This is a genomic window from Xanthomonas cannabis pv. cannabis, from assembly GCF_000802365.1.
Classification (GTDB): domain Bacteria; phylum Pseudomonadota; class Gammaproteobacteria; order Xanthomonadales; family Xanthomonadaceae; genus Xanthomonas; species Xanthomonas cannabis.
The window spans coordinates 1-15,734 of sequence record NZ_JSZE01000154.1 but is presented as its reverse complement, the minus strand read 5'-3'; the positions used below and the strand labels follow the sequence as shown (position 1 = coordinate 15,734).

The 15,734-nt window shown below is 66.3% G+C and carries 15 protein-coding genes, 1 other RNA gene and 1 pseudogene; 8 read left to right on the top strand and 9 right to left on the bottom strand.

Annotation, left to right across the window (positions count from 1 at the left end; translation table 11 throughout):
• Positions 1–14 precede the first annotated feature (14 nt).
• Together OZ10_RS20755 and dcd are read left to right on the top strand one after the other, a co-directional pair.
• A non-coding RNA gene (locus tag OZ10_RS20755) (sX9 sRNA) lies at positions 15–76 on the top strand.
• Positions 77–180: 104 nt separating this feature from the next.
• A complete protein-coding gene (dcd, locus tag OZ10_RS18830) occupies positions 181–750 on the top strand; it encodes a dCTP deaminase (RefSeq protein WP_005912996.1) in 570 nt (189 codons plus the stop codon).
• Positions 751–770: 20 nt separating this feature from the next.
• On the opposite strand, the gene OZ10_RS18825 is transcribed toward dcd, so the two are convergent.
• The 4 genes from OZ10_RS18825 to OZ10_RS18810 form a co-directional block, all read right to left on the bottom strand.
• The gene (locus OZ10_RS18825) at positions 771–956 is read right to left on the bottom strand and encodes a LiaI-LiaF-like domain-containing protein (RefSeq protein ID WP_039566526.1); all 186 of its coding nucleotides are present in this window, start codon (positions 954–956) and stop codon (positions 771–773) included.
• A gap of 461 nt (positions 957–1,417) precedes the next feature.
• The gene (locus tag OZ10_RS22735; protein WP_003486900.1) at positions 1,418–1,585 is read right to left on the bottom strand and encodes a LiaI-LiaF-like domain-containing protein; all 168 of its coding nucleotides are present in this window, start codon (positions 1,583–1,585) and stop codon (positions 1,418–1,420) included.
• A gap of 28 nt (positions 1,586–1,613) precedes the next feature.
• A complete protein-coding gene (locus OZ10_RS18815) occupies positions 1,614–2,051 on the bottom strand; it encodes an HIT domain-containing protein (RefSeq protein WP_039406155.1) in 438 nt (145 codons plus the stop codon).
• Positions 2,048–2,710, bottom strand: coding sequence for a dienelactone hydrolase family protein (locus tag OZ10_RS18810; protein ID WP_039406157.1), 663 nt, complete (start codon positions 2,708–2,710; stop codon positions 2,048–2,050). Before OZ10_RS18810 ends, OZ10_RS18815 begins: the two co-directional genes overlap by 4 nt.
• Positions 2,711–2,892: 182 nt before the next feature.
• Here OZ10_RS18810 and rimO point away from each other — a divergent pair, with 182 nt between their 5' ends.
• Complete coding sequence (gene rimO / locus OZ10_RS18805; protein ID WP_039406160.1) at positions 2,893–4,266, top strand: 30S ribosomal protein S12 methylthiotransferase RimO; 1,374 nt, start codon at positions 2,893–2,895, stop codon at positions 4,264–4,266.
• A gap of 155 nt (positions 4,267–4,421) precedes the next feature.
• Here rimO and greB read toward each other — a convergent pair whose 3' ends face one another.
• Positions 4,422–4,928, bottom strand: coding sequence for a transcription elongation factor GreB (greB, locus tag OZ10_RS18800; protein ID WP_039406162.1), 507 nt, complete (start codon positions 4,926–4,928; stop codon positions 4,422–4,424).
• A 111-nt stretch (positions 4,929–5,039) separates the two neighbouring features.
• On the opposite strand from greB, the gene OZ10_RS18795 reads away from it, so the two are divergent.
• Positions 5,040–6,506: a rhomboid family intramembrane serine protease gene (locus OZ10_RS18795; RefSeq protein WP_039566524.1), complete on the top strand. Its 1,467-nt coding sequence runs from the start codon at positions 5,040–5,042 to the stop codon at positions 6,504–6,506.
• A 204-nt stretch (positions 6,507–6,710) separates the two neighbouring features.
• On the opposite strand, the gene OZ10_RS22630 is transcribed toward OZ10_RS18795, so the two are convergent.
• Positions 6,711–7,982, bottom strand: coding sequence for a DUF4013 domain-containing protein (locus OZ10_RS22630; protein WP_039566522.1), 1,272 nt, complete (start codon positions 7,980–7,982; stop codon positions 6,711–6,713).
• Between the two features lie 223 nt (positions 7,983–8,205).
• On the opposite strand from OZ10_RS22630, the gene nudK reads away from it, so the two are divergent.
• Positions 8,206–8,805, top strand: a complete 600-nt coding sequence (gene nudK / locus OZ10_RS18785; protein WP_039406169.1) for a GDP-mannose pyrophosphatase NudK — start codon at positions 8,206–8,208, stop codon at positions 8,803–8,805.
• 281 nt (positions 8,806–9,086) lie between these two features.
• Here nudK and OZ10_RS18780 read toward each other — a convergent pair.
• A pseudogene (locus OZ10_RS18780) lies at positions 9,087–10,591 on the bottom strand (helicase HerA-like domain-containing protein).
• A gap of 284 nt (positions 10,592–10,875) precedes the next feature.
• On the opposite strand from OZ10_RS18780, the gene OZ10_RS18775 reads away from it, so the two are divergent.
• The gene (locus OZ10_RS18775) at positions 10,876–12,459 is read left to right on the top strand and encodes a transglycosylase SLT domain-containing protein (RefSeq protein WP_039406173.1); all 1,584 of its coding nucleotides are present in this window, start codon (positions 10,876–10,878) and stop codon (positions 12,457–12,459) included.
• A 406-nt stretch (positions 12,460–12,865) separates the two neighbouring features.
• Here the strand turns inward: OZ10_RS18775 and asd are convergent, their stop codons facing one another.
• Together asd and OZ10_RS18765 are read right to left on the bottom strand one after the other, a co-directional pair.
• Positions 12,866–13,708, bottom strand: coding sequence for an archaetidylserine decarboxylase (asd, locus tag OZ10_RS18770; RefSeq protein ID WP_039406175.1), 843 nt, complete (start codon positions 13,706–13,708; stop codon positions 12,866–12,868).
• The gene (locus OZ10_RS18765; protein WP_039566521.1) at positions 13,705–14,355 is read right to left on the bottom strand and encodes an SCO family protein; all 651 of its coding nucleotides are present in this window, start codon (positions 14,353–14,355) and stop codon (positions 13,705–13,707) included. Before OZ10_RS18765 ends, asd begins: the two co-directional genes overlap by 4 nt.
• Before the next feature lie 80 nt (positions 14,356–14,435).
• Between OZ10_RS18765 and prmB the strand changes: the two genes are divergently transcribed.
• Positions 14,436–15,362 carry a 50S ribosomal protein L3 N(5)-glutamine methyltransferase gene (gene prmB / locus OZ10_RS18760; RefSeq protein WP_039566519.1) on the top strand — a complete coding sequence of 309 codons (927 nt, stop codon included), beginning with the start codon at positions 14,436–14,438 and terminating at the stop codon, positions 15,360–15,362.
• Positions 15,352–15,734, top strand: a 383-nt coding sequence (locus OZ10_RS18755; RefSeq protein WP_039566517.1) for a hypothetical protein, incomplete at its 3' end; no start/stop codon positions are given. The genes prmB and OZ10_RS18755, both read left to right, overlap by 11 nt.

Here is a 15,734-nt window from a genome sequence, read left to right as displayed (position 1 = left end):
GTGTTCGGAATCGCATGTACCACTCTGCGGCGCCGTCTACGCCCGTCTGACGTCTGCTCGCTACGTGCTGTTAGCCACTCTCAGTACACCGGCCGGCCGCCGATGCCGGCCGCTTGCTAGAATTTGCCGTCTTCGCGCGGGCCGCCCGGCCCGCCGCCTCCCGTCTTCAAGGAACACCGCATGAGCATCAAGAGCGACCGCTGGATCAAGCGCATGGCCGAACAGCACGCGATGATCGAGCCGTTCGAGCCCGGGCAGATCAAGCACGACGCCGCCGGGCAGCGCATCGTCAGCTTCGGCACCTCCAGCTACGGCTACGACGTGCGCTGCTCGCGCGAGTTCAAGGTCTTCACCAACATCAACTCGACGATCGTTGATCCGAAGCATTTCGACCCGGGCAGCTTTGTCGACATCGAATCCGATGTCTGCATCATTCCGCCGAACAGCTTCGCGCTGGCGCGTACGGTGGAATATTTCCGGATCCCGCGCGACACATTGGTGGTGTGCCTGGGCAAGAGCACCTACGCGCGCTGCGGCATCATCGTCAACGTGACCCCGCTGGAGCCGGAGTGGGAAGGTCACGTGACGCTGGAATTCAGCAACACCACGCCGTTGCCGGCGCGCATCTACGCCAACGAAGGCGTGGCGCAGATGCTGTTCTTCCAGTCCGATGAAGTGTGCGAGACCTCGTACAAGGACCGCGGCGGCAAGTACCAGGGCCAGACCGGCGTGACCTTGCCGCGGACCTGAGGCAGGGGCTGCCGTGGCCTTCAGCAGGTCGCGGCGGCTTTTCCGCGATAACGCAGCAGCTGGCGCACGCCGGCAGCGATGAGAAAGGCCGGCGACCAGGTGGCGATCAGGTGGCCCACATCCAGATCGGCCAGCCCCAGGTTGTCCAGCAGAAACAACGCGCCCAGGACGATTAGAAACAGAGCGGGAATCAGGCGGTAGTGCATCGCGACATCCTCGGTTGGTGTGAGGCCATGCTGCGCGCGATACGGCTGCCGATCAGGTGCCAGAAGTCAACAGTTGCGGATGACAGTCGTCATGTTGCATCCCTACTGAGCGCGTCAGGATGGTTGACCAGGGCATGCAATGCGTTGCCTGTCAGTTTTCGGGCAGATGCGGCAGAGCAAGATGTCCTGGCGCAGGGGGCAGTCGGCAAGTGCAGGAGCTTGGCCCGTACCCTCATCCGCCCCTGTGGGGCACCTTCTCCCCCCATAAAGGAGGGTAATGTCCCGACGGGAGAAGGGAGCGCCCGGTGATTCGTTTGCAACGCCAGGACCAGAACCGGGCATCACCTCCCTGGAATCACAGCAAGCCGCCGAACGGAGAACCCTGTTTGGACGGAGAACCTTCAGCGCAAGCACGCCGCTCTGACGATTCCCCAATCCCGATTCCCGAATCCCCGCCCGACCTACTTGCCGCGCCCGAACAGCATCCCGATGCCGCAGGCGACCAGCGCCGCCGGCCACCAGGTGGCGATCAGCCGGCCAAGACTGAGATTGGTCCAGCCCAGGTTGTTGGCCAGGAACAGCAGACCCACCAGGATCAGGATCAGCGCGGCGACGACATTGGATTTCATGCGAGAAGGCAGTTTGGCGAACGGGCGCCTATCGTAGCCGTTGCGCCCATGCTGCGACACGCTCCTGCAGGGCGTCGGCGGCAAATCGCTGCGCACTGCCACTGCCCCAGACCGGCCCGGGCCAGGCCGCATCGCCCGGATGACGGCCGACCAGGTGCACGTGCAGCTGCCGCACGATATTGCCCAGCGCACCGAGATTGAGCTTGCCCACGCCGGGCTCCACGCGCAGCAACTGCGACAGCTGGTTGATTTCGGCCAGCAACAGGCGCTGCTGGCCGCCATCCAGATCGATCCACTCGCTGACATCGGCCACCCGTGGCACCAGCACCAGCCACGGGAAGCGTGCGTCGTCCATCAGGCGGACCTGCGACAACGGCCCGTCGGCGACGAACACCGTGTCGGCCGCCAGGCGCGGATCCAGCTGAAACCCGTCCGCTGCAGCACTGCCGGATGCCGGTGCACTCATCCCAGGTGCGCTTCGAAGAAGCCCAAGGTGCGTTCCAGCGCGCGTTCGGCGCTGTCGGCGTCGTAGTGGGTGGGGTCGATGCTGCGATTGAAGGCATGGCCGGTGGGGTACACGAAGGTTTCCATCTGCGGCAGCTTCTCGCGATGCGCCTGGATCGCTTCCGGCGGGATGCTGGCGTCCTGTTCGCCGAAGTGGAACATCACCGGCGCCTTGGGCGTTTCGTCCAGCAGCTGGGTGTTGCGGCCGCCGTAATAGCTCACCGAGGGCAGGCCCAGGCGGATGGCCGACAACAGCGCCACCGAGCCGCCCCAGCAATAGCCCACCGTGCCCACCTTGCCAGCGCGGGTCAGCAGTGTGGCGGCGGATTTCACCACCTCCACCGCGCGCTCCAGGCCGACCGCATTGGCCAATGCCAGACCGCGCTGGAGGCTTTCCTGGTCGTAGGGCAGCTGCACGTCCTTTTCTTCCAGATCGAAGAAGGCCGGTGCAAGCACCTCGTAGCCGCGCGCGGCGTAATCGTCGGCGACCGCGCGGATATGTTCGTTGACGCCAAAGATCTCCTGAATCACCACCAGGCCGCCGCGCGGGCTGGAGGCGGGGGTGGCGTGCCAGGCGGCAACCTGGCCGTCGGGGGTGTCGAGCGTGGTCCAGTGACCCATGGGAATTCCTGATGTGCAGCGGGCGAGGCGCGCATTATCGACCGGACCGGCATCGTGAAAAGTGAGGGTTTCGCAAAGCCGACCCCGCTGGCGATGCACGGCGGTTCAGGGCGCTGCCCGCGCGCCGCTATAATTGGCCCTGCCCAGGCCCCAGGCCGCTCCACTCCCAGGCTCCTGCTTCCATGTCCCAGCTGAACCCCAAAGTCGGCTTCGTCAGCCTTGGCTGCCCGAAGGCGCTCGTCGATTCCGAACGCATCCTCACCCAGCTGCGCGTGGAGGGCTACGACATCGTGCCCAGCTACGACGCCGCCGACGTGGTGGTGGTCAATACCTGCGGCTTCATCGATTCGGCGGTGACCGAATCGCTGGATGCGATCGGCGAGGCGATGAACGCCAACGGCAAGGTGATCGTGACCGGCTGCCTGGGCAAACGCCCGGAGCAGATCCGCGAGGCCTACCCGCAGGTGCTGGCGGTGTCCGGCCCGCAGGACTACCAGAGCGTGATGGAAGCGGTGCACGCCGCGCTGCCGCCGCGGCACGACCCGTTCGTGGATCTGGTGCCGGACTACGGCATCAAGCTGACGCCGCGGCATTACGCGTATCTCAAGATTTCCGAAGGCTGCAACCATCGCTGCAGCTTCTGCATCATCCCCTCGATGCGCGGCGATCTGGTGTCGCGTCCGGTGGACGAGGTGTTGCGCGAAGCCGAACGGCTGGTGCGCGGCGGGGTCAAGGAGCTGCTGGTGGTCTCGCAGGACACCTCCGCCTACGGCGTAGATCTGAAGTACGCCGAGCGCCCGTGGCGCGACCGCATGTACCAGACCCGCATGAAGGCGTTGTGCGAAGGCCTGTCCGAGCTGGGCGTGTGGACGCGCCTGCATTACGTCTATCCGTACCCACACGTGGACGACGTCATTCCGCTGATGGCCGACGGCAAGCTGTTGCCGTATCTGGACATCCCGTTCCAGCACGCCAGCCCGCGCATCCTCAAGCTGATGAAGCGCCCGGGCGCGGTGGAAAAAACCCTGGAGCGTGTGCAGCGCTGGAAGGCGATGTGCCCGGAGATCACCGTGCGCTCGACCTTCATCGTTGGCTTCCCCGGTGAAACCGAGGCCGAGTTCGCGTCCATGCTGGACTTCCTGGACCAGGCGCAGCTCGATCGCGTGGGGGCGTTCGCGTATTCGCCGGTCGATGGCGCCAGTGCCAATGCGCTGCCGGACCAGGTGCCGGAAGAAGTGAAGCAGGAGCGCCTGGCGCGCTTCATGGCCAAGCAGGCGGAGATCTCTGCGCTGCGTCTGGAAGCCAAGATCGGCAGCGTGCAGCAATGCCTGGTGGATCTGATCGAAGACGACATCGCGGTGGCACGTTCGCGCGCGGACGCACCGGAAATCGACGGCCTGGTGCATATTCAAAACGGCGGCGAGCTCAAGTTGAAGGTGGGCGACCTGGTCGACGTGGAAATCACCGACAGCGACGAGCACGACCTGTTCGGCGATGCGCTGCCGGCCAATGGCGCGATCCAGCAAGGGCGGTCGTTGAATCTGCAGATGGTGTAACCGGCCACGTGTCGGGACACCGCAGTCCGTAGGAGCGCGCTTGTGCGCGATGAGGCGTTATCGATAAGGCCCCATCGCGCATAAGTGAGCTTCTGCACGCGCCAAGGCCATCCTGGCCCCGGCCGCCGAGCGTCAGCGGAATGCAATCACGCGGGCTACTGGCCGGTGTAATCTACCGACACCACCACGAAGCTGTGCTTGCCAGACGGCAGTTGCGCGTCGAATTCGTCGTCCACGCGCTTTTTCAGCAGCGCGCGCGCCAGCGGCGAATCGATGCTGATCCAGCCGCGTGCGGCATCGGTTTCGTCCGGGCCGACGATGCGGTAGCGCAGCAGCTCGCCGCTGTCGGCATCTTCCAGTTCCACCTGGGCGCCGAAAAACACCGCCTGCGGGTCGGTGGGCGCGGTGTCCACCACGCGCAGCGCTTCCAGGCGCTTGCTCAGGTAGCGCACGCGGCGGTCGATCTCGCCCAGCTGCTTCTTGCGATAGGTGTACTCCGCGTTTTCCGAGCGGTCGCCTTCCGCAGCGGCCGCAGCCAGTGCGCGCACCACCTCCGGCCGGCGCACGCGCCACAGCTCTTCCAGCTCGGCCTTGAGGCGCGCATGGCCTTCCGGGGTGATCAGTGCGGTGCTTTTTTCGGCAGGCGGGCGCCAGCGGCTCATGGTCGGGCGTGGCATCGAACGGCGGGGGCGCGATGCTAGCGCGCATGGCGTGCTTGCGCATCTGCCGCCGCACAGCGAAGCTTTCCGCCATTCTCGGACACGGATGTCGTCATGCTGCTCATGCCGCTGCACAAACCCTGGTCGCGCCAGAACATTCCCTGGGTGACGCTGCTGCTGGTGCTGATCAACGTGGTCGTCTACGTCGGTTATCAGCGCAAGGACGATGCGCTGGTCGAGGATGCCGTGCGCTATTACGTCGACTCCGGGCTGGGCACGCTGGAAGCCGCGGCGCACGCCCGCTATCTGGAACAGACCAGCGACCCCAGGTTGCGTGCTGCGCGGCAGGGCAAGCTGGCTGCCGCTCCTGCGCGCCAGCGCACCGCCTATCTGGCCCACCTGACAATGCACGATGTCGCCTTTGCGCAGGCATTGCGCCGCGGCACGCTATTCAACAACGAAGAACAGCTGCGCCAATGGCAGGGCTTGCGTGCGCTGTACGACGCGCGGCTGTCCAGGGTACTCACGTTGCGCCATCTGCAACGCAGTTCCGAATGGTCGCCTGCGCGCATGCTGTCGGCCACCTTCCTGCATGGAGACCTGAATCATCTGTTCGGCAACATGGTGTTTCTGCTGGCGCTGGGTACCTTGCTGGAAGGTGCGATCGGCAGCGGATGGTTCCTGCTGCTGTACCTGGCGGGCGGTTTCGGCGCCAGTGCGGCGAGCCTGTGGTGGCGTTGGGGTCAGCCCGGTGGCGGGCTGGGCGCGTCCGGCGCCATTGCCGCACTGATGGGCGCATTTTGCGTGGTCTGGGGCCGCCGTCGGGTGCGGTTCTTCTACTGGTTTTTCGTGGTGTTCAACTACGTGCGTGGGCCTGCAATCCTGTTGCTGCCGCTATGGCTGGGCTGGGAAATCTACAGCCTGCTGTGGAGCGAGAACGGCTCGGTGGCGTTCGAGGCGCATGCCGGCGGCCTGGTCAGTGGCGCGCTGCTGGGCGCGATCCTCGTGGCCACGCGTCAGATCCGCCCGGCGTTCATGGACGAGCACGCGCCTGCGCAGGCCGATGACCGCTGGGCGCGCGCGCAGTCGCATCTGGGGCGTATGGAAAACCGTGAGGCAGAGCGGTTGCTGGCCGAGCTGGCCGATGAAATGCCGCAGAGCCTGGAAATCGCGCTGGCGCGCTACCGCGTTGCACGCAATGCCGGGAGCAGGCAGGACACGCTGCGACACGCGCAGACTATGTTGCGCCTGCCGTCGCATACGGCAGAACAGACACAACTCCAGCTGGGCGTGGCAGCAGAGCTGGGCAAGGACCTGGCCCTGTGCGAGCTGCCGGCTCGCATGGCCTTGGTCGACGCCTGCCTCGGCAACGGGCTGCTGGCCGATGCCGAGCGTGTGTTGAAGGACTGCGAAAGCGACACGCCGCGGGCCGAGCTTGCCCAGCGATGGTTCGTGCTGGCATTGCGCCACGGCGACCTGCACGCCGGGGAGCAGCGCACGCGGTTGCTGCGCCAGGTGCTGGACCAGTTTCCCGAGCAGGGGCAGGCAGCCAAGGCACGGTTTCTGCTCGAGAACGGATGAGCGTGGCGAACGACACCTAGCGGCGCGTTGTCAGGTGGGGGGACGACGCGGAGAAGGCGGAGTGCGCGCGAGGTATCCGCCGATTCGAACGCATGCCGCGCCCGCCTGGCAATGAGCGCAGTGGTTCTGTCAGCGGCTATCAGGTGGCCGCAGCCATCGGCCGACGTGCCACGCTGACGATCGCTCGCGCCTCTGCGGCTGTCTTTACGCCGGCTGGATCGCAACCGCGCGCAATGCCGCATCCAGCTTTGCGCGCTGCGCTGCATCGTCGCAGCGCTCCGTTGCGTGTTGCAGCAGCGCACGTGCCTGGTCGTCGCGGCCGAAGCGCTCGGCCAGCATCAGGCCCGCGTCCAGCGACCAGCTCGGCAGCATCGGGTCGCGCGGCCAGGCTGCGATGGCGGCCAGCAAGCCATCGGTGGCCAGCTGGAACTGCCCGGCCATCTTGGCGCGCTCGGCCAGCAGGGTGGCCTGCTCCGGCAGCAGCGGGGTGAAAGCGGGGTCGCTGTCCAGCGCTTCGCGCTGCAGTGCGAGCGCGCGGCGTTCCTGCTTTTCCTGCAGCAGGCGGTTGATGTAGTGCCGGGTGTGTTCGTGTAGTTCGTCGCTGCGATGGTGCTGTCGGAGCAGGCGCTGATACAGCTCGTGCACCGCCAGGCTCACCGCACGCGAGCGCACCGCACCGCGCACTGCCTGAAAGGCCTCGTCGGTGTGACCCTCGCGCACATGGTGTTCGGCCTCATCGAGCAGGCGCTGATCCGGATCGGCACGTTCCTGTACGTCGCCGCCATTAGGGGTATAGCCCAGCGCTTCGTGGTACTGGTAGACCAGATACCCCATCAGATGGAAGCTGGCGAACAGGGCCCAGATGGAGGCCACCAGCGTGGTCGCCTCGCGCACGATGGGCGGCAGATATGTCAGTGCAATGAACGCCGCCGCCGTGCCGCTGCCCTGGATCACATACAGCAGCCCGTAGGCGGCCAGATACGGCCAGCCGATGCGCATCGCCATGTCGATCGACACCGCAGGGTTCAACGCGCGCCGCAGGCTGCCATCGATGGCAAGCGAAATGAGCATGCCGGGCAACAGCAGCAGGGTTGCCACATAGGCGATGGTCAGCCCGAACGGGCCCGCGACCACGGCGGCCGCGCCGATCACGATGCCCAACGCGATGGCCAGCAGGATCAGGCGCAGCACCGCGCTGTCGAAGCTGTTGTATCCGAGCCGGGGCGCATCGGCTTGCCCATCGGCGGTGTGGCGCAGGATGTCGAAGGCGTAGGTGTAGGTCGCCATGCCCAGCACGCCCATGACGAGCAGCTTCAGAATGCCCGGCAACACCAGCAATGCACTGCATAGCGTCAGCGCGATCAGCGCATACAGCGCCGAGCCGCGCAGCGGGTAAGTGGCAATGGCGGGAATGCGGGTCCAGAACGGCGCAGGCGCGGCCTTCACGGCCTTGCGCGCGCGAAAACGGTCTTCCATGACGCTCCCCAAGCGTGTGATGTGAAGGGATTGTGCGACCATGCGCGGCCTCGTGCAATTGGGCGTTGACGCCTTCCGGCCACTGCGGTTCGGGCGGGTCAGCTGCTTGCGGCCTGCCGCTCGCTGTCGCCGGTTCGCCGCGTGGGGCCGCGCGCCCCAGATGCCATGCGCTTCCCGTGCCATCCCATGGCGCCTGTCCTTTTCCTATCGCAAGGAGCTCCGCGTGAATCCATCGACCCTGGACACCCCGCAGGTCCGTATTCGCAGCATCGATGTGCTGTCCGACAACTGGTATGTGCTCCGCAAGGTCACCTTCGACTTCCTGCGCAAGGACGGCCGTTGGCAGACCCTGTCGCGCGAGGCATACGACCGCGGCAACGGCGCCACCATCCTGCTCTACAGCCGCGCCAGGCAGACGGTGATGTTGACCCGGCAATTTCGCCTGCCGACGCTGCTCAATGGCAATCCGGACGGCCTGTTGATCGAGGCCTGCGCCGGCCTGCTGGACCGCGACGATCCGCAGACCTGCATCCGCAAGGAAACCGAAGAGGAAACCGGCTACCGCATCGATCACGTGCGCAAGGTATTCGAGGCCTTCATGAGTCCGGGCTCGGTCACCGAGCGGCTGTACTTCTTCGTCGGCGAATACTTCGACGGCGACAAGGTGAGCGACGGCGGCGGCGTCGAAGAGGACGGCGAGGAGATCGAGGTGCTTGAACTGTCACTCGACGGTGCGCTGGCAATGATCGGCTCCGACGAGATCGCCGATGCCAAGACCATCATGCTGCTGCAGTACGCCAAGCTGCATGGCGTGCTGGACTAGCTCGCGGATGAGCACCCGTGAGCGCAAGCGTTGATAGGCGGCTTGTCGTGCGTTGGAACCTGCAAGACGACAAAGTCACGCGGCTTACGCGTTACAAGGCAGGTGAACCGCATCAGCAGAATCGTGACGGCCAGTCCACCAGGAGCCTGCTTGAAAATCGCTTGTCTCGCGGCAAAGGCCTTCGCGCGAAGATAGGGCGCGCCGCCGTCAGCGCGTTCCTCTCAGCACCTTGTCGTATTCTTCGTATCCTTGCTCATGGCATTCCTTGGTGGGCGTCGAGCTCAGCGCTTTCCGCCAAAAATGCTTCCAAAAATACCGCGCACGATCTGCTGCCCAATCTTGTTGCCGATGGTGCGCGAGGTCTGCTTGGCCATCGTTTCCAGCATGCCCTGGCGGCGTCCGGTGCCGAACACGGCATCGTGACCGCCTTACCGAAGCCGCTGTCCTGCGCGTCCTCCTGCGCGCGGCTGCGGGCGGGTGGGGCGGCGGTCTGCGTGGCCACCTGTTCCACGCGGCGTACCAGCAGTTCGGCGGCCGATTCGCGATTGATCGCGGTGTCGTAGCGGGTACCAACCGGGCTGGCCGCGCGGACCTGCGCGCGTTCGGGCGCGCTGATGGCGCCCATGCGGCAACGCGGCGGCGCGATCAGCGTCTGCTGCACCGGCGCCGGCACGCCCTTGCCCTGCAATGGCGATACCAGGGCTTCGCCGGTGCCCAGGCTGGAAATGGCGCTGGCCACGTCGAGCTTGGGATTGGCCACGAAGGTTTGCGCGGCGGTCTTGACCGCCTTCTGGTCACGCGGGGTGTAGGCGCGCAACGCGTGCTGTACGCGGTTGCCGAGCTGGCCGAGGATGGTGTCCGGGATGTCGTCGGGAAACTGCGAGCAGAAATACACCCCGACGCCCTTGGAACGAATCAAGCGCACCACCTGTTCGATGCGCTGCACCAGCGCGGCCGGCGCATCGTCAAACAGCAGGTGCGCCTCGTCGAAGACGAACACCAGCTTGGGCTGGTCCAGGTCGCCCACTTCCGGCAAGCCCTCGAAGAGTTCGGACAACAACCACAGCAGGAAGGTGGAATACAGCTTCGGCTTGAGCACCAGTTGATTGGCCGCCAGGATGCCGATCACGCCGCGGCCATCCGGGGCCACGCGCATCAGCTCGGCCAGTTCCAGCGCCGGTTCACCGAAGAACTGCTCGCCGCCGTCCTGCGCCAGCCGCAGCAGCGCGCGCTGGATCGCGGCCACCGACTGCGCCGACACCAGTCCGTAACTGGTGGACAGTTCCTTGCGCTCTTCCACCACCAGCGCCAGCAACGCGCGCAGGTCGTCCAGATCCAGCAGCAACAGGCCACGGTCGTCGGCGAGCTTGAACACGATGTCGAGTACGCCGGACTGGGTGTCGTTGAGTTCCAGGATGCGCGCAAGCAGGGTGGGGCCCATTTCGCTCACGGTGGTGCGCACCGGGTGGCCGAGCTGACCGAACAGGTCCCAGAACACCACCGGGCTGGCGGCCGGCGCGTAGTCGGCGATGCCCACATCCGTGGCGCGCTGCAGCACAGCGGGCGCGCCGTCGCCGGCCACGGCCAGCCCGGCGACGTCGCCCTTCACGTCGGCCAGGAACACCGGCACCCCCAACCGCGAAAAGCCTTCGGCCAGGGTCATCAGGGTCACGGTCTTGCCGGTGCCGGTGGCGCCGGCCACCAGACCATGTCGATTACCGAAGCGGCCTTCCAGGGTGACCGGGATGTCGTCGGTAACGCCTTTGCCGAGCAGGAACGAGGCCATGGCACAGATCCGGTGGAAGAAAGACGCCGATTCTAGCGGGCAACCTCGCCCGTCCGGGCAGGCGATAACGACTTGGGGACTGGCCCTGCGATCGGGTTGGCACGCCTGCGGCGAGTGGCGGTCGGCGCTGCACCGTCCCGTCCTCGAACCGCCGTACCGATGCGATGTGGCTGCGTGTCGCTCGCTCGCCAAGCTAACGGGCCACTGACCCTGGCGTCCGCCGCGCCTTGCCCCGGTATCGCCCCGGCGGCTACCCTGCCTGCCTTTCCGCTGTACTGCCTACGATGCCGCTCGCTCATTTTGGTTTGCGCCCATGGCCTGTCCTGGCTGTGGTGGCGCTGATGTCTGTCGTCCCCGCCGCCCACGCGATCTCCAAACGCGACACGGAGAAGGCCGCCGCGCTCGATGCGCGCATGGCCGCCGCCGAAAAGCGCTACCGCGATGCGCTGGTGCTGGTGAACAACTCCGATCCGAAGGGCACCGCCGAGGGCGACGCTGCACTGGAGGACATGGAAGACGTCATCGACGCCTGCATCAAGCAGCGCGGTTGCCTGGTCGCCAATCAACTGGCCACCTACAAGCGCCTGCTCAAGGCGCGCGCCGACGCCGAAGCGCCGGCCGCCGAAGACCCGGAAGATGACGACACCCTGCTGCAGGCCGACCCCGACCATCTCGGCCCGGCTTCCAATGGCGTGCCCGAAGCGGCGCGGGCGGCGACGCTGCTCAACGACCAGCGCCACGAGTTCGACAAGATGGTCCAGTACAATCCGGCGGTGCAGGCCGGCATCCGGCGCTGGCTGACCGACATGCGCCCGGCGCTGATGACCAGCTACGACAACTACAGCAACCTGCGCGGGGTGATGTGGCCGGAATGGCAGAAGCGCGGGCTGCCGGAGGCGCTGCTGTTCGGCATCATGGCCAAGGAATCCAACGGCAAGGTGCACGCCAATTCGCGCGCCGGCGCGGCCGGACTGATGCAGTTCATGCCGGCCACCGGGCGCCGTTTCGGGCTGGGCCCGGACGGCACCGGCTTCGACACGCGCTTCGATGCACGCAGCGCCGCCGAAGCCAGCGCCGCCTATCTCAACGAGCGCATGGCCGGGCTCAACCGCAGCATCGAGCTGGCACTGGCGGCCTACAACGGCGGCGAAGGGCGCGCGGCACGCGTGTTTTCGCAATTTGGCGGGCGCGGCTTCTGGGAACAGGATGTCTATAACCAGTTCCCGGCCGAAACCAAGGACTACGTGCCGATGGTGATCGCGGCGGCGTGGATCTTCCTGCACCCGCGACAGTACGGCGTGGACTTCCCCAAGCTCGACGCGCAGCCGGCCACGCTCAAGCTGGCCAAGTCGACCACGATCTACGAACTCACCATCTGCCTGGGGGGCATGGGCGCGCGTGATGGCTACATGCGTGCGCTGCGCAACCTCAACCCGCGCTACGAATCCGATGGCTGGATTCCGGCCGGCACCGTCATCAACGCCACCAACCGCATCGCCAGCCTGTACACGCGTTACTGCGTGAGCGGCCCGCGTGCGGACCTGGCACGCACCCTGATCACGGCCGATCTCAACAACGCCATCGTGCGCAGCAGCGCATCGCCGGAGTACGTGCCAAGCGTGGCGGTCGGCGACGTGAGCCCGATGGCCGGCGTGCCGACCACCGTGGCCACCGGCCAGCCGGCGGTCGCCAAGCCCAAGGCCAGGCAGGCGCGCAGCTACACCATCGCCAAGGGCGACACGCTCGGCCGCGTCGCAAACAAGTATCGGTGCGAGATCAAGGAGCTGGCCAAGGCCAACGGCCTGAAGGCCCCGGCGTATGCGCTCAAGCCGGGGCAGAGCATCAAGCTGGCGGGCTGCGACCGCTGAGTTGCGCGCGTGGTGCCGTGCTGATGGCCGCACCCTTTAGACGGCGGTGCGCATCGGCCTGAACCCGCTGGCGTGGGAGCAGGCCAGGCCGCGCGAACGCCGCTCCGTTAGCCCGGGTCTGGGCAGCGTGTTTTCAATCGAAGGTTTGGCAACGGCGCGCGGGTGTGCGACGCCTTGTCGGGAATGCCTCGTCGCGGCCAGATTCGCTCCTACGATGGCGGCGAGCGCACGACAAGGCTGCTTGCCGTAGGAGCGGACCTGGCCGCGACGAAGCCGTCCAAGTAGTCCTGTTGTGTGCAGTGTGTTGCGTTATCTGGGCTGAGCAAAACGGCGCGCGTAGGAGCGACGCATCGTTGGGAATCCCTGGCCGCGACCAGGTCCGCTCCTGATACGGTGTCGTTGCAATTCACTGGCGACGCGCAAGCGCTTGCCCGAGCCGCACCGATGTCTCGGCAGCAAGTGCACCATCGAGCGTGGCCACACCCGGCGGCAGCAGCACGATCACGGTCGAGCCATAGTTGAAGCGAGCCATCTCCGCAAACCGTTCCAGCACGATGCCCTTGCCGCGGTAATCCTTGCGGGTGATGCGGTCGCCATAGCGCGGAATCTCCACGCCGCTCCAGACCGTCTCCACGCCGGAGACCAGCAGCGCGCCCACCATCACCGACGCCATCGGGCCAAAGTCGGTGTCGAAGTGGCACACCAGCCGCTCGTTGCGCGCGAACAGGCGCGGCACATTGCGCACCGCGTCCGGGCCCACGCTGAACAGCCGCCCGGGAACATGCACGGTTTCGCGCAGGGTGCCGGTCCACGGCATATGCACGCGGTGATAGTCCTTGGGCGACAGGTACACGGTGGCGAACAGGCCGTTGTTGAACGGCACTGCGGCCGCTTCATCGCCGAGTAACTCGGCGGCGGTGAACGACTGCCCCTTGGCCTGGAAAATGCGGCCGTTCTCGATCGGGCCGAGCTGGCTGATGCGGCCGTCGGCCGGCATCAGCAACGCTGCCGGGTCGGCATCGGGCACGCGCGCGCCGGGCTTCAAGGCGCGGGTGAAAAACGCGTTGAAGGTGGGGTAGGCGCGCGGGTCAGGCTCCTGCGCTTCGCTCAGGTCCACGCCGAATTTGCGCGTCACCGTGTCGATCAACCACTGCTTGGTGGACGGCGTCTGCGAGTAGGCCAGCGCGCGCGCCATGGACGACAGCAACCGGTGAGGCAGCACGTAGGTCAGGGAAGTGACGAAACTCACGGGGCGGTTACCTTGGTCAGCTGTTGGAGGTCGGCGGCAATCGCCTTGGGATCGAGCGGGGGACGGATCAGGCCGGCCAGGCGGCCCTGCGGGTCGAGCACGGCGATGCCAGCCGAGTGATCCATGCTGTAGTCGTTGGGATTCTGCTCGAAGCCCTTGCCCGGCACCTTCTGGAACACGAAGCCCAGCGCGGTGGCAAAGCGCTCCAGCGCCGGCACGTCCGCCGTGGCGGCCAGGGTGTCCTTGTGGAAGGCATGCGCGTATTCGCCCAGCCGCGCGGGCGGGTCACGCTGCGGGTCCACCGAGACGAACAGCACGCGCGGGCGCAGGCCATCGGGAATGCTTTCCCACTGCTGCTGCGCCACCGCCAGATCGGTCAGCGTGGTCGGGCACACGTCCGGGCAGAAGGTGAAGCCCAGAAACACCAGCGTCCAATGCCCCTTCAGTTCACCTGGCACCAGCTGGGTGCCGTCGGACTGGCGCAGGCTGAACTGCGGCAGCGGGCGCGGCTGCGGGTAAAAGGTGATGGTCCGGGTGGGTGGCCAGGGCGAGCTGGGCGCGCCGCCGGAGAACTTCTGCCCCAGCAAGAGCCCCAGGCCGGCGGCCAGCGCCACCAGCAGCACGATGCCGGTATTGCGATTGAACATGGCGGTTTCCAGTGCAACGGACGCTCATGATACCGATCCGACCTCTATAATCGGGGGCCGATTCCTCTTTAGTTGTTGCCATGACTGCCGCCGCGGCCGACGAACTGCACACCATCATCGACCTGATCCGCTACGGCACCAGCCGTTTCAATGCAGCCGGTCTGACCTTCGGCCACAGCTACGACAACGCGCTGGACGAAGCCACCCAGCTGGTGCTGCACAGCCTGCATCTGCCGCACGACCTGGGCCCGGCCTACGGCCAGGCGCGTCTGCTGCGTGAGGAAAAAGTGCGGGTGCTCGGCCTGTTCGAGCGTCGCATCACCGAGCGCGTCCCGGCGGCGTACCTGACCGGTGAAGCCTGGTTCGCCGGGCTGAGTTTCAAGAGCGACGCGCGTGCGCTGGTGCCGCGCTCGCCGATCGCCGAGCTTATCGAAGCCGGCTTCGAGCCCTGGCTGGGCGGCCGTGAAGTGACCCGCGCGCTGGACCTGTGCACCGGCTCGGGCTGCATCGCCATTGCCATGGGCCACTACAACCCGCACTGGGATGTGGATGGCGTGGACATCAGCGACGACGCGCTGGCACTGGCCGCCGACAACAAGGCGCGCCTGCATGCCGACAACGTCACCCTGCTCAAGTCGGATCTGTTCACTGGCCTGGCCGGGCGCCGGTACGACCTGATCGTCACCAACCCGCCGTACGTCACCAACGACGAAACCGATGCGCTGCCGCAGGAGTATTCCTACGAGCCCGAACTCGGCCTGCGTGCGGGCGACGATGGCCTGGATCTGGTGCTGAAGATCCTGCGCGATGCGCCGCAGCACCTGAGCGAAGACGGTCTGCTGATCTGCGAAGTGGGCGAGTCCGAGCAGCACCTGATCAAGCTGCTGCCGGAACTGGATCTGGCCTGGGTCGAGTTCAAGGTCGGGCAGATGGGCATCTTCGCGGTGGAATGCCGCGAGCTGATCGCACACAACGCGCGCATCGCCGAGTTGGCCGGTGCGCGCTGAGCCGCCCGCATCCCGCCCGCAGCTGAGCGATCTCGTGCTGTTGGTGCCGGTATCCCTCTTCGGTATGTGCATTCCGCTGGGGCTGCTCGACGTGGTGTTTCGTTTGTTCAACCCGATGTACGGCGGCCCGGCACTGCAGCGCTGGTCGAGCGCTGCGGCGGAGATCGGGTTTGGCTTGACGGCGTTTTTCGGCCTGGTGTCGGCCTGGATCGTGGTGGCCAGTTCGGATGCGACCTTGCGCACGCATCGCCGGCGTACGGCGGTCGTGGCACTCGGCTTGCTCGGAGGGATCGGCGTGGCGGTGCATCTGCTGGCCGACTGGGTGCTCGGTGGCCGTGTCGAGTCGGGAATGTTTCTGGTAGTGGTCAGTGG